Raw genomic sequence first — 19,163 nt, 5'->3', positions numbered from 1 at the left:
CTCGTATAGGTACACCTGCGGTCGAGTAGCCCGTTCGGACCCTAACGTTGCTCCTCGAAAATTTCTGGATGTCGCACGATCTGAGGTACCGGACAAGACGTTTGCAACCTAACCTTTTTTCTCGCGCCAATCAGGGGAGGGCAAATGCGCACACCCGGACGATCACCCACCGGCTGACGGCGGAACACCGCCGCAACAGGACAACCCGAGATATATCGGCGTACGCCGTATCACCTTCGCGAAGCATTCCTCGCGAAGGCTGGCTCGCGCACGCCCGAATTCGCCGAGCAACCCGAGACGACGTGAGTCCCAGGAGGGACGCAGCATGGCGGCATCACCCCAGAAGTGGATCTCCGCTGTCGTCGCGCCGCTGGTCGTGGCCGCACTGGTCACCGGCCTGCCTGCCGCGCGAGCAGCGGGGAACGAGGACAGACCCGGACACCGGCACGGCCTCGTCAGAGGAGACGTGGCCAGACCTAAACCGCCCGCACCGCCGAAGCTGCGGGTGGTGAACGGACCGCTCAAGCCGCAGGTAGCGCCTGTCGCACCACTGGCCGCGACCGACCGGGTAGCGCTGCGGCCGCTGGTGATCGCGCTCGACCAGGCGGACTTCGGCCTCGCCACCTGGAAGGCCGTGCTGGACCGGATCGGCACGCCGTACGACGTGCTCCTGGCGCGCACGGAACAGCTCACCGCCGCCCGCCTGCAGCGGCCCGACGGCACCGGACGCCACAGCGCCGTGCTGCTCACCGACAACGCGCTGCTGCAGCCCGACGGCTCCGGCGGCTACGTCAGCGCGTTCGACGCGGCGGAGTGGCAGACGTTGTGGAACTACGAGCGGACCTACCGCGTGCGCCAGGTGTCGCTCTACACCTCGTGGGGCACGTTCCCCGAGGACTACTGCCTGCGGCCCGGCCTCGAGGGCGGCGTCGGCGGCACCGGCCTGCAGGCAGGGCTCACCGCCGCCGGACGAGGTCAGTTCGACCGGCTCGCCGCCGGCGCGACCGTGCCGATCACGTTCTCCTACGTCTACCGGTCCACCCTGGCACCGGGATGCGCCGCCCAGCCCACGCTGACGGCGGGCGGCTACGTGCTGGGCGTGATCAGCACCTCGGCGGACGGGCGCGAGCGAGCCGCGTTGACGTTCTCCTCCAACGAGTTCCTGCCCCAGACCGACATGCTGGGCTACGGGCTCGTGCGCTGGGCGACCCGCGGTGTGTTCGTCGGCGAGCTGCGGCACTGGATCAACGTCGACGTCGACGACTGGTTCAACTACACCGACCACCTCTACCCGGACGGGCACCTGGAGACCGATCCCGGGTTCCGGCTGGCAGGCTCCGACGCCGCCTCGGCCAACGCGCAGCAGAGCTCCTTGCGCAGCGGCTACCCGGCCGCGGCCGGCTTCACCCTGAACCTGCCCTACAACGGCGGCGACCTCACGCCGTCCGCCCCGTCGCAGTGCTCCGCCACCGGCACCCCGGACGCGCTCACCAGCTACTCGAAGTGCCTCGCGGGCAGCTTCCGGTGGGTCAACCACACCGTGACGCACCCGGAGATGAACTTCACGGACTACGCCACGAGCCGGCGCGAGATCGTCGACAACCTCACCATCGGACGGCAGGCCGGGCTCACCGTGCCGACCGAGGTGCTCAAGACCCCCGCCTACTCCGGGCTCGGCGTCTACAACCCGGATCCCAACGCACCTGACACCGAACCGCCGACCGACTTCGGGTTGAGCGCCTCCAACCCTGCCTTGCTCACCGCGGCCCGCGACGCCGGTGTCCGCTACCTGCACGGCAACATGTCGTTCCCGAGCCACCGGCCGGCTTGCTTCAACTGCGGCGTCCGCCACCCGCTGCAGCAGGAGCTGATGGTCGTGCCGGACTGGCCGACCAACATCGGCTACCAGGTGACCACACCGGCCGAGGAAACGTTGCTGTACAACAGCCTCTACGGCCCGAACGGCAGATTCCCCTACCACGACCACGATCTGAGCTACCCCGAGCTGCTGTCGTACGAGTCCGAGGTGGGGCTGCAGCACGTGATGAGCGGGTCGGTGTACAGCCACACCCTGCACCAGGGCAACCTGCGCCAGTTCTCGCCCGGCCGCAGCCTGACGTTCGACTGGCTGCGCGCGATCGTCGACAGGTACAGCGCGCGGTTCTCGGTGCCGTTGCGCAACCCCACCTGGCCGGCGCTGGCGTCGTACGTCGAAGCGCGCACGAGCCACTTCGCCGAGATCCGCGGCGCCGACGCGGTCTGGGATCGCAGCACCAACAGCGTCACCCGCACGGGCACCTCGGCCGGTTCGCTGTTCCTCACCGGCGTGACCCACCCGACGGGCACGATCGACCGCTACGGCGCCGACATCATCACCCGTCTCCCGGTCGCGGTCGGCGCCACCGTCACCGCCACGGCGGTGCCCAGGCCATGACTTCCCAGTCGTCCAAAGTGGTCGGTCCGCTGCTGGCGGCCGTCGCGCTGGCGGTCACCACGATCACCGTGCTCAGCCCGCCGAGCGTGCAGCCGGCACGCGACCAGCGGGTGAGCGCGGTGCCGTATCCGTTGCCCGCCAAGCGATTCGTACCCGTGCGCGCGGACCGGCCGCCGGAGGGCAGCGGCCGGCTCGGCGACCGGGTGGCGTTGCGGCAGCTGGTGATCGCGACCGGCCAGGACGACTTCGGTCTGGCCACCTGGAAAAGCGTGCTGGACGCACTAGGCTCGCCTTACGACGTGATGCAGGCGAACACCGAACCGCTGACGTCCGACCGGCTCGTCCGGCCGGACGGCACGGGCAGGTACAACGCGGTTCTGCTCACGAGCAGTGCACTGCTGACGAGCAAGCCGGACGGAACGTACGCGAGTGCGTTCGACACAGGACAGTGGGCGGTTCTGTGGGACTACGAACGCACGTTCAACGTCCGGCAGGTGTCGCTGAACACCCACCCTTCCACCACACCGGAGGACCTCTGCCTGCGGCCTGGTGGCGAGGGCGCGGTCGGCGACACGGGGGTCGGGATGGCGCTGACCGCGGCAGGCGGCGCCATCTTCGACGAGCTCAGGCCGGAAGCACGGATTCCGCTCGTGCGCTCCTACGTCTACCGGGCGAGACTCGCGGCCGGATGTGCCGCCGAACCCGTGCTGACTGCGGGCGACGCGGTCGTCGGGGTGCGGAGCACGGCACCGGACGGCAGGGAACGGCTCGCGCTGACGTTCTCCATGGGCCCGGACGACCTTCCCGCGCTGTTGCTCGGTCCTTCTCTCGTGCGGTGGGCGGCGAAAGGTGTGCTGCTGGGCGAGCAACGGCACTGGTTCACGGTCGACGTCGACGACTGGTTCAACTCCACCGCCCGCAAGCGCGTCGACGGCGCCACCGACCTGTTCCGGCTGAGCGCGGACGACGCGAAGTCGGCGAGCGCACAGCAACGTGCCCTGCGCGTACGTCATCCCGAGGCCTCCGGGTTCACGCTCACGTTGCCGTTCAACGGCAGCAGGCTGAACCCGGACTCGGACCCGCTCAGCAAGAGCTCCCTCGAGCTGGTGCGGGAGTTCCGCTGGGTCAACCACACCGCGAACCACCCGCAGATGAACGACACCTCCTACGACGTCAGCAAGTCCGAGATCACCGAGAACCTCGCCATCGCCGCGGAAGCCCGGCTGCCCGTGCCCGCGAGTGTGCTCAAAACGCCGGAGTACTCGGGACTCGGTGTCTACACACCGGATCCGCGGTCGCTGGAACCGCCGACGGACTTCGGTCTCACCGGCTCGAACCGGGCGATGCTCGACGCGGCGCACGACGCCGGCGTGAAGTACCTGCAGGGCAACATGTCCTTCGCCGGTCACCGGCCGAAGTGCGTCAACTGCGGTACTCACCACCCGCTGCGGCCGGAGTTGCTGGTCGTGCCGGACTGGCCGACCGCGATAGACTTCGAGGCGACCAGTCCGGAAGAGCAGACGAAGCTCTACAACGGACAGTACGGCCGCAACGGAAAAGCAGCCGACCACCGCGACCACGACCTGACCTACGAGGAGGCGATCGACGCGGAGGCCGAGGTGGCGGTGCGGCACCTGATGAGCGGCTCGGCGTACGCGCACACGCTGCACCAGGGCAACCTGCGCGAGTACGCGCCGGGCCGGTCGCTCGCCTTCGACTGGATCACCGCCACCGTGGCGAAGTACTCGGCGCTGCACAGGGTTCCGCTGCTGAGCCCGGACTGGCTGACCCTCGCCCGGTACGTGGAGGCGCGGACAGCGCACTTCGCCGAGCTGGGTTCCGGGCGCGACGCGGTGTGGGACCGGAGCACCGACGCGATCACGTACGTGCCCCAGGCCGGCGGGACGCTCTTCCTGACCGGCGTGCGGCAGCGTCCGGCGACCGAGGCCGACCAGGCGGGCGGCGACGAGAGCGACACGTACGGCGCGAGCACGACGGCGCGGATCGACCTGGCCGCGGGGCAGACGGCGGTCGTGATGGCGAGCCCGCGGTGACAGGTGACCAGGACGGACTGCGCATCGCACTCGTCTCGGAGGGGTGCTACCCGTTCCACCCCGGCGGCGTGAGCCTGTGGTGCGACCAGCTGATCAGGGGCATGCCGCAGCACGACTTCACCGCGGTCGCGCTGACGGTGGACGGCACCGAGCAGCCGTGGTGGCCGAAACCCGCCAACCTCACCGAGGTGGTGAGCATGCCGTTGTGGGGCAGACGGCCCCGGCGGGCGCGTCGGGGGCCCGCCGGGTTCGACGAGGTTCACGAGGCCTTCGTGAGGTCCTTCATCCCGCATGCGGACGACAGCCCCGAGAAGCTGGCGCACGCGCTGCACCGGATCTTCGACCTCGCGCGGAGGTCGGACGTCGGCGCGGCGCTGGTGTCCAACGACTCGGTGGCCCGGCTGATCCGCGCCGTGCACGACTGCGGCGAGGGGCCGATCTCCCTGCGGGACGCCGTGATCGCGACCGACCTGCTCGAACACTCGTTGCGGCCGTTGATGTTCCCACCGGTCCGCGCCGACGTGTGCCATCTCGCGATGAACGGGTTGAGCGCGTTGGCCGGCATGGCGGCGAAGTGGGCGCACGGAACGCCGTTGATGATGTCCGAGCACGGGGTCTACCTGCGCGAGCGGTACCTCGGCGCGGTCGGCGAAACCCTGGCTCTGCCGGCCAAAGTCGTGCTGCTGGGCTTCCACCGCGCGCTCGCGGGCGCCGCCTACCGCACGTGCGACATGCTGACCCCGCACTCCGACTACAACCGGCGGTGGCAGCTGCACAGCGGCGCCGACCCCAGTCGCATGTGGACGATGTACAACGGCATCGACCCCGCGGAGTTCCCGGTGGCACAAGGAGAACCGGACGTGCCGACGATCGTGTTCGTCGGCCGGATCGACCCGCTCAAGGACCTGCACACGCTGATCAGGGCGTTCGGTGAGGTCCGGCGCGCTCTTCCGGACGCGCGGCTGCGCGTGTTCGGACCGGTGCCCGAGGCGAACAAGGACTACCACGCGAGCTGCCTGCGCCTCGCGGACCAGCTCGGGCTCACCGGAGCCGCCGTGTTCGAGGGGCTGGTACCGAGCCAGGTCGACGCCTACCACGCGGGTCACGTGGTCGCGTTGACCAGCGTGTCGGAGGGGTTTCCGTTCACCGTCGTGGAAGCGATGTCCACCGGCCGCCCGCCAGTGTGCACCGACGTCGGCGGAGTCAGCGAGGCAGTGGCCGACGCGGGACTCGTTGTGCCGCCACGTGATCACGACGCCGTGGCACGGGCGTGCGTGCGGCTGCTCACCGACACCCCGCTGCGCCATCGGCTGGGCAGGCTCGCACGGCAGCGGGTGGTCGAGCGCTTCACCGTCCAGCGGTGGAACGACAGCTACCGCACCAGGTATGCGGAGCTCACGGAGGCCGGCCGATGATCCTCGACGAGCTGGTGACGCGGATCGCCGCGCTGCTGCCGGATCCGGTGGACGAGCTGCAGGTGGCGGCGTTGCTGGAGAGCCAGGGCGTCACCGACCAGGTCGCGGTGGACCGCTACGCGCGCGCCGACGTGTTCGCGTTGGCACAAGAGGTTTTCGAACGGTTGCCGCGCACGAGCGTCACCGCCGAGGACCGCGAGCGCCACCGCACCTGGCCACATGCCGTGCGAGGACCGCTCTACCTGCTGCCGACGACGGTCTTCCCCGCGGTGGCCGCGGTGCTGGGCGGTCCTGGCGCGGTGCGGGCGATGGTGCTCGCCACCGTCGTGACCTGGGTGTGGGGCGCGGGTACGAGTGTCGTGGCGCATCAGCTGCTGGGGCGTGGGGCCCCGGCGACGGCGGCCAGGTCGTTGCGCCTGCTCGGGGTCGGCGGGGTGGTGATCGCCGCGTCCGTCGCGAGCGTGGTGCTGGGCTGGGCGTCCGCTCTGTTCGTGCTCCCGTTGGCCGGTCTTCAGCTCGCGATCGGCGTGCTCTTGTTCCACGGCAGGGAAGTCCTGTTGTCCGGCGCGGTGCTGCCGGCCGGTGCGGGAGGGGTTGTCCACCTCGTTTCCGGCGCCACCGGGATCGCGCTGGCGCTGGGTGGCGTCACGGTGCTGCTGGCCGTCGGTGTCGCCTGGCGCTGCGGGCGCGGCACCCACGACTCCGCCGGTGTGCGGCTGCCGCGGGCGGGCGCGCTGCTGGGTACCGCGCTGCCCAGCAGCGTGTACGCGGCGGTGTGCGCGGCCTTGTTGCTGTACACGGATTCCCGTTACGCGCTCAGCGCTCTCGACCTGGCCGTCGCCGCCGCGCCACTCGTGCTCGGGATGGGTGTCGTCGAGTGGCGCGCCCACCGGTTCTTCGACACGGCGGCGGACGAGCTGCGCGGATGTGTGCTGCCGCAGGACTTCGGCGCGGCGACGTGGCGCGCGTTGCTGCGAGAGCTCGGCATCTGCCTGGTGGCGCTGGGTTCCGCCGCGCTCGTGCTGCTCGTGGCACTGCGCTGGTCCGGTGCGCTCACGTCGTCCGGAGCGTTGCTGATCGACGGGCACGTCCTGCTCGGCGGCGCGTTCTTCCTGGGGTTCGTGCTCGTCCGGACGGGCGGGGTGACGCGCGCGGCGCTGATCACGTCGACCGTGCTGGCGGGGACGGTCGTCGCGACCGAGCTCACCGCCGATCCTCCGCCGGTCTTCCTGTTCAGCTGCACCGCTTTGTCCGTCTTCTTGCTCTTGGCGCTCCGCGAGAGCGTCGGACAGGTTCGCCACTACCGATGAGGAAGTGATCTCCACATGCATGCGGTGATACTCGCCGGTGGCAGAGGAGTGCGACTGCGGCCGTACACCACGGCGCTGCCCAAGCCACTCGTGCCGATCGGCGAGGAGTACGCGATCCTCGACATCATCCTGCAACAGCTGGGCACGCGCGGCTTCGACCGCGTGACGCTCGCGATCGGGCACCTGGGTTCGCTGATCCGCGCGTTCGTCGGCGACGGGTCCCGGTGGCACATCGGGGTGGACTACGCGGAGGAGAAGACGCCGCTGTCCACCATCGGCCCGTTGCTCAACATCGTCGACCTCCTGCCGGAGCACTTCCTCGTGATGAACGGGGACGTGCTCACCGACCTCGACTACTCGGCACTGCTGGACCACCACGTGGCACTGGGCGCGCCGCTCACCGTCGCCACGTACCAGCGCAAGGTGAAGATCGACTTCGGCACTCTGTCCACAGAGGAGGGTCGGATCGTCGACTTCGTGGAGAAGCCGGAGCTCTCCTACGGCGTGAGCATGGGCGTGTACGCGATGGCCCGCAAGACGCTCACCCCGTACCAGCGCAACGTGCCGTTCGGGCTGGACGAGCTGGTGCTCGACCTGCTGTCCCGGGGTGAGGAGCCGGCGGCCTACGAGTTCGGCGGCTACTGGCTCGACATCGGCCGGCCCGACGACTACGACGACGCCAACCGGAACTTCGAGCGGTTGCGGCCGATGTTGTTGCCCGGCAACGCCTCCACGGGCGTGACGTCATGACCGTCGTGCTGTTCGGCGCGGCGGGCTACCTCGGCCGCGCGGCGGAAGCGGCCTTGCGCGACCGTGGGGTGCGGGTCGTGCGGGTCAGCAGAACCGGGCCGCGCGACGACGGTTCGGTGCGCCACGACCTGGTGCACGGCGGCACCGACGAGCTCGTCGCCCTGCTGAGACCGATCGCACCCGACGCCGTGGTCAACTGCACGGGGCTGCTCGACGGCACGACGGCGGAGCTCGTCGCCGCCAACGTGACACCCACGGCGAGGCTGCTCGACGCGCTCCCGGTCGCCGCGCCGTCCGCGAGGCTCGTCGCACTAGGCTCCGCGGCGGAGTACGGGCCGGTTTCCCGTGGTGTCCCGGTCGCGGAGAACGCGGCCGCGAACCCGGTGTCGGGCTACGGGATCACCAAGCTCGCGAGCACGTTGCTGGTGCGGGACGCGGTCGTCGCGGGCCGGGTGGACGGCGTGGTGCTGCGGGTCTTCAACCCCATCGGAGCGGACCTGCCGGCCGGCACGGTGCTGGGGCGTGCGACGGACGCGATCCGCGCGGCGCTGCGGCACAGCGCCACCGACATCACGCTCGGCCCGCTCGACTCCTACCGCGACTTCGTCGACGTCACCGACGTGGCGAACGCGATCGCGGACGCCGCCCTGGCACCCGAACCGTCCGAGCCGGTGCTCAACGTCGGCAGCGGCAGAGCCATCGCCGTCCGCGACGCCGTGGCAACCCTCGCCGAGGTGGCGGGCTTCGAGGGCAAGATCCTCGAAAGCGCTCCAGTGCCCTCGCGTTCGGGCGCGGTCGACTGGATCGCCGCGGACATCACCCGCACCCGGCACGTCCTCGGCTGGTCCCCGCACCAGGATCTGATCACGTCCATCCGCGCGGTGTGGAAGAACGCCTAACGCTCCCGATGAACGGCGCTTTCGTCCAACTGACGAAAGCGCCGTTCATCATTTTCACGAGATGTGGGTTCGGTACCAGGCGAAGGTTTGCCGAACGCCGTCGTCCAGGGACACCGCGGGTTGGTAGCCGGTGAGCGAGCGCAACAGAGTGAGGTCCGGGCAGCGGCGGGTTACTGAGCCTGGCGGGGCGGCGGCGCGTTGGACGGCCGGTGCGTGGCCGGAGATCTTCAGGACCAGCTCGGCCAGTTCGCCGATGTTGGTCTCGGCGGTGTCGTCTCCGATGTGGACGATCCGGCCGATCGCCGCGTCCACGCCCATCAGCCGCACGACCGCCTCGACCGCGTCGTCCACGTGGCAGAACGCGCGGAACTGGTCGGTGCCGTAGACGAGGAACGGATCCTCGCGCCGCAACGCGCGCAGGCACAGCTCCGGAATGACGTGGTCGGCGCCCATGCGCGGCCCGTACACGTTGTGGAAGCGCCCCACGACAACGGGAACGTTCTTCGCGCGGCCCGCGTGCACCACCGCCGCCTCGCCCAGCATCTTGCTGATCCCGTAGGCGAAGCGGGGCGCGGCGACGTCCTCGACGACGAGCGGCACGTTCTCCGCGGTCGGCACCGGCACAAGCCCCGCCGACACCCCGCCCGCGTAGGTCTCGCTGGTGGAGGCGAAGAACAACCGCTGCCCCGACGTGATCCAGTCCAGCGTGTTCAGCACGACGAGCGTGTTGATCCGGACGACGCGCGAAGGGTCGCGTTCGACGTTGCGCACGCCCACCACAGCAGCGAGCAGGTACACGTGGTCGAAGTCGCAGGGCAACGCCGCGAACGACGCCGGGTCGGTGAGGTCCGCCGAGATCACCCGCACGTCCAGCGCGGTGAGCTCGGGATCGTCGCGGCCGCGCGAGAAGTCGTCGACGACCGTTACCTCGTGGCCGTCCGCGACGAGTCTCCTGCCGAGGTGCAGTCCGATGAACCCGGCGCCGCCGAGCAGGAGGCACTTCACCGCGTCACCTCCGGTTCGTAGCCGAGACCGGCGTAGCGGACGCCGTGCCGCGTCACCCGGTTCTCGTCGAGCACCCGCCACGAGTCGTAGACGAGCCGCACGCCCGACCCGGGCAACAACTCTTCGACGCCGAGCTGCCGGTACTCCGGGTGGTCGGTGATGATCAGCACGGCGTCCGCGCTCGAGAACCCGGTCGCGACGTCGACGGGTGTGCCGCCGTACTTCCGGATCACCTCCCCGCTGACCAGCGGGTCGTGCCCCAGGACCTGGATGCCCGCCCTGGTGAAGCCCGGCATCATCGAGGCGATCGGCGTGCCGCGCATGTCGTCGGTCGGCGGCCAGCCCTTGTACGCCCAGCCGAGCACCAGCAACCGCTTGTCGTCTCCCATCAGGTCGATCACGCGGTCCGCGACGTGCACGGGCAGGTCCTCGTTGACCGCGCGAGCCGCCTGGATCAACGGCGGCACGTGGCCGGCCTGTTCGGCAGCCGACAGCAACAGGTACGGGTCCTTGGACAGGCACCCGCCGCCGACGTACCCCGGCTTCGCGATGTCGGGGCGCGGGTAGTCGACGTTGGTCGCCCTGATCACCTCCAACGGGTCGAGCCCGAGCCGTTCGGTCAGCCTGGCGACCTCGTTGCCGAACGAGTAGATGACGTCGGTGTGGCAGTTGTTGACCAGCTTCACCAGCTCGGCGGTCTCCAGCCCCGACACCGGCACCAACTGCGCCGAGAGTCCACCGAACAACGCGAGCCCTAGCCGCAGACTCTCGTCGTCGAGGCCGCCGACCACCTGCGGCAGCTCGACCAGCTCGCGCAGCGCCTGGCCCTGGATCGTGCGTTCCGGCGCCATCACCAGCCGCGCCGACCCCCAGGCGTCGGCCAGCCGGGGCAGCACGACCGACCGGGTCGCGCCGACCGGCACCGTGCTGCGCACCACGACCAGCGTCTCCGGCGTGCAGCGCTTGGCGATGTGCTCGGCCGCGGCGGCCAGGTTGAGCAGGTACGGCTCGCGACCGGACTCTCCCACCGGGGTGGAGACGCAGATGACCGCCGCGTCCACACCCGAGTCCGGCAGGTCGTGCGAGAGGAAGATGCGCTTGCCGGCCCACTCCTGGAAGACGTCCTCGACGCCGGGTTCGAAGAGGTGCGGACGCCCCTTCGCCAGCGTGTCGAGCAGTGCGGCCTGGGTGTCCACGCCGTGCACCTCGTACCCCCGCCGGGCCATCGCCGCGGCGAGCGTGAGGCCCACGTACCCCATTCCGATGATGCCCACTCTGCGGAATTCAGGTTCTTCGACTGTCACGGTCGGTTCCTCCCTCGTACGTTCACCGGCACGGCGCGGCAGTGATGTCGAGTGCCCGCACCGTCACATATCCCTCGAATCCTTCTTCGCGATAACGGCGGCACGCCTCCGCCACGTTCTCCGGACGGCTCGCGTAGTCGACCGCGAGCACGGTCTTCCCGGCTTCCTTGAGCTTCCTGGTCGCCGCCAGGTTCGCGGCGCAGAAGTCCGCGGCGCACCGCTCGTCGGTGGCCCTGAAGAAGAGCTCCTCCATCCCGATGCCGTCAATCGCGTCGAGATACCCCGGGTGCTCGCGCAATTCGGGCGAATTCTGCGGATAGACGCCGAAAGACGGCCTCGCCCGCTTCACGTACGCGCTGATCCGCACGATCAGCTCCGTCATCCGCGCGGCGAGCCGGCCGCGGTCGGCGTCCGGCACCAGCGCGAGGTCGATCTCCTCGTACGCGAGCGGGGTGTCGAGGTACACGCCGTCGAACCCCGTGGCCAGCGCCCGGTCCAGCCGCGGCCGCACGGCCAGGTCCCACCAGCGCGGTTCCCAGTACCGGACGAAGTGCTCCCCAGGCCAGCTCGGCCACTCGTTGAGCAGCAGCCGGGCGGCGTCGGCGCGGACCGCGGCGAAGTCGGGCCGGAACGACTCGATGGACCCAATCTCGAAGTAGGCCAGCACCCGTTTTCCGGACGCCTTGAGCCGGGCGATCTCGTCCGCCCCGAAATACGACGTTCCCCCGTCGCGCGCGAGGTCCACGACGGCCGTCCGGAACGAGGACGCCGCGATCTCGTCCAGCCGTCCGTCGCGATACCCCTGCAACTGGTAGACAAAACCGCCGGGCGCCGTGGATTCACCCGAACATCCGCCCGACAACAGGGCGAACACAATTAGTGAAAGCACTCCGGAACGACATCGCGGCACTCTGACCACGGTACCGAACGGGACCAAACCATCAATGCCCCGCCTGGGCTATTTCACGTCGCTTCCCACCCCGGCCGGAATATCTTCCGGGACTTTTGACCTCGCCCCGTTGGCGGCTTGAAAAACAGTTCGGCTAACGCGCCGCGCCCCACTCGTGCGCCAGCGCGGCCGCCTCGCCGCGGGAGCCGACGCTCAGCTTCTCCAGGATCTTCGCCACGTGGAACTTCACCGTCGACTCGCTGATGTGGAGCTCCCCCGCGATGTCGCGGTTGCGGCGGCCGCGGGCGAGCTGCCCCAGCACCTCCAGCTCGCGCGCGCCCAGCACGGTCAACGGGTCCTCGCGCGGGCTCTCCGGCGGCCCGAGCGGCACCTCGATCGTCACGGTCGAACCCCAGCCCGGCACCGCGTCGACCTCCACCCGTCCACCGAGCGGTCCGAGGCGTTCGGCGACGCGGCGGGTGTCGAGACTTCCGCACGACAGCGTGCCCGGACCGTCATCCCGCACGGTCGCCCTGAGCACGGTCGCGACGACCTTCCACGCGATGTGGATGCGCCGCACACCCCGTTGGTCGTCGAGCATCGCGTGCACGGCGGACCTGGCCACCGCACTGGCCGTGTACGCGACCTCGGTCGGCAGGACGCGGTCCGCGCCCTCCTCCGCGCCGGGCGTGCCCAGGTCGAGTCGCACGTCGCGGCCGCGCAGCACCCGGCGCAACGACTCGGCGAGCCGCTCGAACGCGTCACCCGCCCGTTCCTCGGTCTGCGCCCGGTCGAGATCGGCCCGCGACCGCAGGTCGACCAGCGCGGTGACGGCGAGGTCGACCGCACGCGACCGGGCCGACTCGTCGTCCACGTCGCGGTCGCGCAGCACGCCGAGCAGGGCGGTCAGCACGGATCCGTACGCGTCACCGAGATCGGAAATCGCCACCGCACGGGCTGCCGCAGCCGCCCGCGACACCGCGAGGGTGGCTGGCACCGCCTCGTTGCGCAGGCCTTCCATGTGCGCGGTCACGACGTCCCACAACTCGTTCGCCGAGGCCAGAACCTCCTGCGGCACAGGCGTGTCGTCGGCACGGAGGAGCACCAGCAACGCGGTCGGTTCGGAGAAGTCGCTCGCCAGCACGACCACCGGCACCTCGACTCCGGCCATGACCGCCCTGCCCTGCCAGGGGCCGTCCACCGGCCGGAGCGCGGCGAGATCCGCGATCGTCACCGGCGCCTCACCGCGGAACTTGAACGGCGCGAACGTGCAGTTGGACAGCTCACCGACCGCCCGGTGCGGAATGGCCTCGGCGAGCGCGGCGGAGAGCTGCGGCAGCGTCTCGCTCAGCGGTGCCTGGATCACTCGGGCGGCCGTCGACAGGTCCATGGTTCGAGCGTAGCCCGCCCAGACGCGTGATCGGCTGGTCTTTCGGCCAGTGGGAACTAGCCGAAGTACGGGCTGGGGAAGACCAGGTTCAGCGCTACGGTTGATGTGTCAACCAAACGACGAACATCCGGAGCAAGAGATGAAGGCGATCACCTACAGCACCTTCGGCGGTCCTGAAGTGCTGGAACTGACGGAGGCCGACGAGCCGCACGCCGGACCGGGCCAGGTGCGGCTGAAGGTCGTGGCCGCGGCGGTCAACCCGCTGGACCACAAGATCCGCAACGGCTGGATGCCGCACTTCGCACCCGCCTTCCCCGCGACTCCCGGCCTGGAAGCGGCCGGGATCGTGGACGAGGTCGGCGAGGGCGTCACCGGGGTCGCGGTCGGCGACGAGGTCCTGGCCTGGACCGTCACCGGCGCCTACGCCGAGTACGCGCTGGCCACCGACTTCGCCGTCAAGCCGGCGAACCTCGACTGGGACACCGCGGCGGCACTGCCCGTGGCCGTCGAGACCTCGGTCCGCGTCCTCGACACCCTCAAGGTCGGCGAGGGCGACACGCTGCTGCTGCACGGCGCCGCCGGTGTCGTCGGCGCGGTCGCGGTCCAGCTCGCGGTGGCCCGCGGCGCCACGATCATCGGCACCGCGTCCGAACGCAACCACGACTACCTGCGCTCGCTCGGCGCCGTCCCGGTCGCTTACGGAGACGGTCTCGCCGACCGGGTCCGCGCCGCCGCACCGCAGGGCGTCGACGCGGTGTTCGACGCCGCCGGTCAGGGTGACCTGCCGGTGTCGATCGAGCTCCGCGGCGGCACCGACCGGATCGTCACCATCGCCGACCCCCAGGCCGCGGACCTGGGTGTGACGTTCTCCGGTGGCGGCGGTCCGTTCGGCGACCGGCTCACCGAGTACGCGAAGCTCGCCGCCGACGGCAAGCTGACCGTGCGGGTGGCGCAGAGCCTGCCGCTGGCCGACGCCGGCAAGGCGCAGGAACTGAGCGCGACCGGTCACGCCGGAGGCAAGGTCGTGCTGCACCCGTCATCGTGAGGCAATAATTTGACTCATGACTCAACGTGTCGCGGTGACCGGAGGAAGCGGCAAGCTCGGGCGAGCCGTCGTGACTCACCTGCTGGAGCACGGCTGGGAGGTCCACAACCTCGACCAGGCCGCTCCCCCGGTCGCGCAGGGGTGCGAGTTCACCCGCGTCGACCTGACCGACTACGGCCAGGTCGTGGAGGCGATCAGCGGGATCGACGACAGGTACGCCGGGCTCGACGCCGTGGTGCACCTGGCCGCGATTCCAGGGCCGGGCGTGGCACCCAACGCAAAGACGTTCCACAACAACGTGACCAGCACCTACAACGTGTTCGCCGCAGCACGGCTCGCGGGCGTGCGCAACGTCGTGTGGGCGTCGAGCGAGACGGTGCTGGGGCTGCCGTTCGACACTCCGCCGCCGTACATCCCGATCGACGAGGAGTACGCGGGCCGGCCGGAGACCTCGTACTCGCTCGGCAAGCTCGTCGACGAGACGCTCGCCCAGCAGTTCTGCCGCTGGGAACCGGAGATGAAGATCATCGGGTTGCGGTTCTCGAACGTGATGGAGCCGCACGACTACGAACGCTTCCCGTTCGACGCCGACCCGTTGGCGCGCAAGTGGAACCTCTGGTCCTACATCGACGCACGCGACGGTGCCCAGGCCGTGCGCAAGGCATTGGAACACGACGCGACGGGCTTCGACGTGTTCATCATCGCCAACGCCGACACGTGCATGACGACGCCGAACGACGAGCTGGTCGCGAAGGTCTATCCGGGCGTGCCGCTCAAGAGGGAGTTCGGTCCTCACGAGACGCTGCTGTCGATTGAGAAGGCACGGAGGGTGCTGGGGTTCGAGCCGGAGCACACCTGGCGGTCGTGACCTCCCTGGCGAGCCCGAACAGCTCGTCCGCCGCCCGTGCCCTCGGCCCTGACTGACGCAGGTGGTCGAGGGCGCGGGCGAGCAGCAGTTCAGCCTGCTGCTCGCACCACTTCCGGCCACCCGCCTCGGCGATCAGCTCCGCCAGCTCGCGCGGCTCGGCGTCCGTTGCGTAGACGTCGGTGCCGAAGTGGATCGCGGCGACGACGGGCAGCGTGCGGCGCTGGTGCAGCAGGTCGTCGTAGAGCGGGCGGCCGCTGACCGTCGCGCCGCCCCAGATCGCGAGAACGTCGTCGACGTGCTTGCGCGCCAGGCCGATGTCGTCGCCGAACTCCCTGAGGTGGTCGGCCTGGCTCCGCGACCCGCCCGCCGACAACGCGCCGAGCTCGCACGCGCAGGCCGTCAACGCGGAGTGCTTCGCCGCCGCCACGCCCAGGTACTCGGCGATGTCGACGTCGTCCCGCTCGTCCATCTCGACTTCCTGGACGTAACCGTCCACAACGGACAGCAGTGCCGCGTTGAGGATCATCACCTCGGACTTGGCGAGCTGCCCGAACGCGAGGGTGATCAGCGCGTCTGCGGCCGAGACCACCCTGTCGTCGCCGAACTCGACCCACGCGCTCGGCTGGTGGCCGCGGCTGACCGCGCGGGTCATCAGGTCCGCGTGCAGCTGTTCGTGCAGGAACGCGAGCTCCAGCGCGGTCGCGACCCGGATCGCCTGCGTCGCGTCGCCGATGCAGTCCGCGCAGAGCAGCGCGAGCGCGGACGTGGAGAAGTCCGGCCGGTGGTACTCGACGACCTCTCGCGTTTCGTCCGGCAGCGTGGCGATCGCCGCCTTCCAGGGGGTGTCGATCATGGCGCGGCTCCACGCCAGCACGTCCCGCGGCGGCGCGACCACCTCGATGCTCGTCACAGGAGGAAGCTAAACCCGCAGGTCAACCGAAGCGGCCCGGTTACCACTGTCGTGTTCAAGAGGGGCACGATCCGGCGAGCGGGACTACGTTGATGTTGAACGGGTTGTTGCCGCCATCACCCGACCGTGATCGCCGTTTTCCTGAGGGGCTGACCGTGCGCTACACCAAGCTCGCCGGCATGGACGTGTCCGAGATCTGTCTCGGCATGATGAGTTACGGAGAACCGTCGCGCGGAGGACATCCGTGGTCGAAGACGGAGGAGGAGTCGCGGCCGTTCATCAAGGCCGCCCTCGACGCCGGGATCAACTTCTTCGACACCGCGAACGTCTACTCGGCCGGTTCCTCGGAGGAGATCACCGGACGTGCGCTGACGGACCTCGCCCGGCGCGACGAGATCGTGCTGGCGACGAAGGTCAACGGCCGCATGCACGCCGGTTCGAACGGCGCCGGCCTGTCCCGCAAGGCGATCTTCGCCGAGATCGACAACTCGTTGCGGCGACTGGGAACGGACTACGTCGACCTCTACCAGATCCACCGCTTCGACTCCTCCGTGCCGCTGGAGGAGACCCTGGAAGCGCTGCACGACGTGGTGAAGTCCGGCAAGGCGCGCTACATCGGCGCGTCGTCGATGTTCGCGTGGCAGTTCGCGAAGTCGTTGTTCACGCAGCGGCAGAACGGTTGGACGCGGTTCGTGTCGATGCAGAACCACTACAACCTCCTCTACCGCGAGGAGGAGCGCGAGATGCTGCCGTTGTGCGCGGACCAGGACGTCGCCGTGATCCCGTGGAGCCCGCTGGCCCGCGGTCGCCTGACCCGTGACTGGGACTCGGTCACCGCGCGCACCGAGACCGACGAGTTCGGGTCCACCCTGTACACCGAGTCGGACAGCGCGACCGTCGCGCGGGTGGCCGAGGTGGCCGCGGCTCGTGGCGTGTCACGGGCGCAGGTCGCGCTCGCCTGGATGCACCGCAACCCCGTGATCACCGCGCCGATCGTCGGCGTGACCAAGCCCGAACACCTGGACGACGCGGTGGCGTCGCTGGACGTCGAGCTGACCGACGACGAGGTGGCGTTGCTGGAGTCGGCGTACGAGCCGCACCGCATCGCCGGCCACAGCTAGCTCTCCTGCAGCTGGGCCAGCAGTTCGTTCTGTCCCACCAGCAGCTCCGTCAGGATGCGTCTGGCGGCTCTGAGCAGGTCGGCGACGTCGGCACCCGCGAGGGCGTAGACCACTGTCGAGCCCTCGCGGGTGGCCGTGACGATCCCCGATCTGCGCAGCACGGCGAGCTGCGCGGAGAGGTTCGAGGCCTCGACCTCGATCTCCGCGAGCAGCTCGCGCACGGCTTTCGGCCCGTCCTGCAGCAGCTCGAGCACCCGGATGCGCACCGGGTGCCCGAGCATGCGGAAGAAGTCGGCCTTGGCCTGGTACAGCGGGACGGGCACCGCTCTCACTTCACCCCGTGCTCTGCGGCGAGGCGCCGGAGGTTGGCGAGGTCGGCACCGTGCGTCTCGGCGGCGTAGGAGTCCTGCTGCTCCTCCGCCTTGCGCACGGCTTCCTCCGCCTGCGAGATGCGGGCGAGGAGGTTGTCCCTGAACTCGTTCACGACACCACAACCTGTCGAATTGAAGAATTCTTCAAGTCGACAGGCTAACCCAGTTTGGCGACCTCGATGAAGTCCGGAATCTGGGCTTTCAGTGCTCCGTTCGGCTGAAATCGGTAGAAGAGCACGGCCGTGCTGCACGCCGAGTTGCCGAACCACGCGTGGTCGCAGGTGATCTGCGGGCCGAGGAAGCTGTCGAGGTTCTTGACGGCTTTGAGCGCCTGCTCCGGTGATCCGTCCGAAGTGGACAGCACCCGCGCGAGGGTCATCATGTCCGCGAACGACACCACCGCGCCCGCGACCGGTTCGTCGTGGCCCGCAGCCTTCATCGCGTCGCGGTACTCCTCGATCTCGTCCTGGTTGGCGGGCGGTGCGGACAGCGGGTCCGTCGGGTGCCAGAAGTCCGACGACAGCTCGACGCCGATCGACTGGTTCCCCACGGACTTCAGCAGACCGGTGCAGGACGCGGCGAGGATCCGGCCTTCGTAGCTGGCTTCCCGGAGTGCTCGAACGAGGTGTGTGCACTGCTCCTCGGTCGCCGCGATGCTGCCGGACGCCTCCGCGGTGTGCACCTGCCGGGCGAGACTGTCCCAACCTGGGTTGTCCGCCGGGTAGTAGACCGAGCGGTAGGCGAGCCCGAACCGCGTCGCCGCCGGGGTGAGCACGGTGTCGGTGAAGGCGTGGGTGGTCGGCGACTCGGGCAGCAGCCACGCGACCGTTTTCACGCCCTGGTCGGCGTAGTACTTGAGCGCCGCAGTGCCGTAGGCAACGGCCGCGGCGCCGAAGAAGTAGGCGTTCTTGTGGTTCATCAGGCCGGGCGTGAACTGGACGTGCCCGACCAGCGGGATCGCGGCGTCGGCGAGCTTGGGCATGGCGGCGTCGGCTCCGGTGTCGACACCCAGCACGACGACGGCGACCTTGTCGTCGACGAATCTCTGCGCACAGGCCGCGGACTGCTCGGGCGTGCCGTCCGTGGGGCAGGTGACGAGCTCGAACGGGCGGTTGCGGACGCCGCCCTTGCGGTTGAGGTGGGCGACGGCGACCTCGGCGCCGGTCTGCAGCTCCGGCACGGCGAACGCGCCGGACGCGTTGTTGAGGTATCCGACCTTGATGGGTTCGCCGCTGGGCCCTCTCTCCGGCTCCGCGGCGCACCCGGTGGCGAGCAGGAGGACAGCGGCCACGACCCGTAAATGCATGACTCCCCTTGTGAGCATCGGCGGTGATGCGAAGCGCCGATGGTCACGAGGGGAGCAGCCACCGTTAAGTCGGGTTTCCCTCAACAGTTAGG

17 protein-coding genes are annotated in these 19,163 nt (G+C 69.7%); 9 read left to right on the top strand and 8 right to left on the bottom strand.

From position 1 onward, the window contains the following. Positions 1-325 precede the first annotated feature (325 nt). From AB0M24_RS23015 to AB0M24_RS22990, 6 genes are read left to right on the top strand one after another with little or no spacing between them, the layout of a single operon-like run. Entirely contained in the window at positions 326-2,434 is a 2,109-nt protein-coding gene (locus tag AB0M24_RS23015) for a hypothetical protein (protein ID WP_363771190.1), read from the top strand. Continuing rightward, a complete protein-coding gene (locus AB0M24_RS23010; RefSeq protein ID WP_363771187.1) occupies positions 2,431-4,488 on the top strand; it encodes a hypothetical protein in 2,058 nt (685 codons plus the stop codon). The genes AB0M24_RS23015 and AB0M24_RS23010 overlap by 4 nt, the downstream gene beginning before the upstream one ends. Beyond that, the gene (gene pelF, locus AB0M24_RS23005; RefSeq protein ID WP_363771184.1) at positions 4,485-5,903 is read left to right on the top strand and encodes a GT4 family glycosyltransferase PelF; all 1,419 of its coding nucleotides are present in this window, start codon (positions 4,485-4,487) and stop codon (positions 5,901-5,903) included. Before AB0M24_RS23010 ends, pelF begins: the two co-directional genes overlap by 4 nt. Continuing rightward, entirely contained in the window at positions 5,900-7,213 is a 1,314-nt protein-coding gene (locus AB0M24_RS23000) for a hypothetical protein (RefSeq protein WP_363771181.1), read from the top strand. Before pelF ends, AB0M24_RS23000 begins: the two co-directional genes overlap by 4 nt. 15 nt (positions 7,214-7,228) lie before the next feature. Continuing rightward, entirely contained in the window at positions 7,229-7,963 is a 735-nt protein-coding gene (locus tag AB0M24_RS22995; RefSeq protein ID WP_363771178.1) for a sugar phosphate nucleotidyltransferase, read from the top strand. Beyond that, a complete protein-coding gene (locus tag AB0M24_RS22990) occupies positions 7,960-8,862 on the top strand; it encodes an NAD(P)-dependent oxidoreductase (RefSeq protein ID WP_363771175.1) in 903 nt (300 codons plus the stop codon). The genes AB0M24_RS22995 and AB0M24_RS22990 overlap by 4 nt, the downstream gene beginning before the upstream one ends. Before the next feature lie 54 nt (positions 8,863-8,916). On the opposite strand, the gene AB0M24_RS22985 is transcribed toward AB0M24_RS22990, so the two are convergent. From AB0M24_RS22985 to AB0M24_RS22970, 4 genes are all read right to left on the bottom strand, one after another. Next, complete coding sequence (locus tag AB0M24_RS22985; protein ID WP_363771172.1) at positions 8,917-9,867, bottom strand: NAD-dependent epimerase/dehydratase family protein; 951 nt, start codon at positions 9,865-9,867, stop codon at positions 8,917-8,919. Next, positions 9,864-11,171 carry a nucleotide sugar dehydrogenase gene (locus AB0M24_RS22980; protein WP_363771169.1) on the bottom strand — a complete coding sequence of 436 codons (1,308 nt, stop codon included), beginning with the start codon at positions 11,169-11,171 and terminating at the stop codon, positions 9,864-9,866. The genes AB0M24_RS22985 and AB0M24_RS22980 overlap by 4 nt, the downstream gene beginning before the upstream one ends. A gap of 22 nt (positions 11,172-11,193) precedes the next feature. Next, on the bottom strand, positions 11,194-11,979 hold the full coding sequence (locus tag AB0M24_RS22975) for an endo alpha-1,4 polygalactosaminidase (protein WP_363771166.1): 786 nt from the start codon (positions 11,977-11,979) through the stop codon (positions 11,194-11,196). A gap of 235 nt (positions 11,980-12,214) precedes the next feature. Then, positions 12,215-13,450: a LuxR C-terminal-related transcriptional regulator gene (locus AB0M24_RS22970; RefSeq protein ID WP_363771163.1), complete on the bottom strand. Its 1,236-nt coding sequence runs from the start codon at positions 13,448-13,450 to the stop codon at positions 12,215-12,217. 139 nt (positions 13,451-13,589) lie between these two features. On the opposite strand from AB0M24_RS22970, the gene AB0M24_RS22965 reads away from it, so the two are divergent. Then, on the top strand, positions 13,590-14,495 hold the full coding sequence (locus AB0M24_RS22965) for an NADP-dependent oxidoreductase (protein WP_363771160.1): 906 nt from the start codon (positions 13,590-13,592) through the stop codon (positions 14,493-14,495). A 16-nt stretch (positions 14,496-14,511) separates the two neighbouring features. Beyond that, positions 14,512-15,363 (top strand): NAD(P)-dependent oxidoreductase, encoded by an 852-nt coding sequence (locus AB0M24_RS22960; protein WP_363771157.1) that lies wholly within the window; start codon positions 14,512-14,514, stop codon positions 15,361-15,363. On the opposite strand, the gene AB0M24_RS22955 is transcribed toward AB0M24_RS22960, so the two are convergent. Further along, on the bottom strand, positions 15,269-16,273 hold the full coding sequence (locus tag AB0M24_RS22955) for a polyprenyl synthetase family protein (protein WP_363771154.1): 1,005 nt from the start codon (positions 16,271-16,273) through the stop codon (positions 15,269-15,271). The two genes, AB0M24_RS22960 and AB0M24_RS22955, sit on opposite strands and share 95 nt — an antisense overlap. 155 nt (positions 16,274-16,428) lie before the next feature. Between AB0M24_RS22955 and AB0M24_RS22950 the strand changes: the two genes are divergently transcribed. Then, positions 16,429-17,394 (top strand): aldo/keto reductase, encoded by a 966-nt coding sequence (locus tag AB0M24_RS22950; RefSeq protein WP_363771151.1) that lies wholly within the window; start codon positions 16,429-16,431, stop codon positions 17,392-17,394. Here AB0M24_RS22950 and AB0M24_RS22945 read toward each other — a convergent pair. Genes AB0M24_RS22945 through AB0M24_RS22935 form a run of 3 tightly spaced genes read right to left on the bottom strand, consistent with a single transcriptional unit; the run spans position 17,391 to position 19,071 of the window. Then, positions 17,391-17,717, bottom strand: coding sequence for a metalloregulator ArsR/SmtB family transcription factor (locus AB0M24_RS22945; protein ID WP_363771148.1), 327 nt, complete (start codon positions 17,715-17,717; stop codon positions 17,391-17,393). The two genes, AB0M24_RS22950 and AB0M24_RS22945, sit on opposite strands and share 4 nt — an antisense overlap. Positions 17,718-17,722: 5 nt before the next feature. Beyond that, positions 17,723-17,878 carry a hypothetical protein gene (locus tag AB0M24_RS22940; RefSeq protein ID WP_363771146.1) on the bottom strand — a complete coding sequence of 52 codons (156 nt, stop codon included), beginning with the start codon at positions 17,876-17,878 and terminating at the stop codon, positions 17,723-17,725. Positions 17,879-17,922: 44 nt separating this feature from the next. Continuing rightward, positions 17,923-19,071 carry an ABC transporter substrate-binding protein gene (locus tag AB0M24_RS22935; RefSeq protein WP_363771143.1) on the bottom strand — a complete coding sequence of 383 codons (1,149 nt, stop codon included), beginning with the start codon at positions 19,069-19,071 and terminating at the stop codon, positions 17,923-17,925. Between the last annotated feature and the right edge of the window lie 92 nt (positions 19,072-19,163).

Source organism: Lentzea sp. NPDC051838 (assembly GCF_040681245.1).
Lineage (GTDB): Bacteria > Actinomycetota > Actinomycetes > Mycobacteriales > Pseudonocardiaceae > Lentzea.
Note: the sequence above shows the minus strand (reverse complement) of the source record. Positions and strands in the feature narration are given on the sequence as shown.

Excerpts from the sequence above, each read along its gene's own strand:
- AB0M24_RS23015 (WP_363771190.1), top strand. The coding sequence starts at position 326 with ATGGCGGCATCACCCCAGAAGTGGATCTCCGCTGTCGTCGCGCCGCTG.
- AB0M24_RS23010 (WP_363771187.1), top strand. The coding sequence starts at position 2,431 with ATGACTTCCCAGTCGTCCAAAGTGGTCGGTCCGCTGCTGGCGGCCGTC.
- AB0M24_RS23000 (WP_363771181.1), top strand. The coding sequence starts at position 5,900 with ATGATCCTCGACGAGCTGGTGACGCGGATCGCCGCGCTGCTGCCGGAT.
- AB0M24_RS22995 (WP_363771178.1), top strand. The coding sequence starts at position 7,229 with ATGCATGCGGTGATACTCGCCGGTGGCAGAGGAGTGCGACTGCGGCCG.
- AB0M24_RS22990 (WP_363771175.1), top strand. The coding sequence starts at position 7,960 with ATGACCGTCGTGCTGTTCGGCGCGGCGGGCTACCTCGGCCGCGCGGCG.
- AB0M24_RS22970 (WP_363771163.1), bottom strand. The coding sequence starts at position 13,450 with ATGGACCTGTCGACGGCCGCCCGAGTGATCCAGGCACCGCTGAGCGAG.
- AB0M24_RS22965 (WP_363771160.1), top strand. The coding sequence starts at position 13,590 with ATGAAGGCGATCACCTACAGCACCTTCGGCGGTCCTGAAGTGCTGGAA.
- AB0M24_RS22960 (WP_363771157.1), top strand. The coding sequence starts at position 14,512 with ATGACTCAACGTGTCGCGGTGACCGGAGGAAGCGGCAAGCTCGGGCGA.
- AB0M24_RS22935 (WP_363771143.1), bottom strand. The coding sequence starts at position 19,071 with ATGCATTTACGGGTCGTGGCCGCTGTCCTCCTGCTCGCCACCGGGTGC.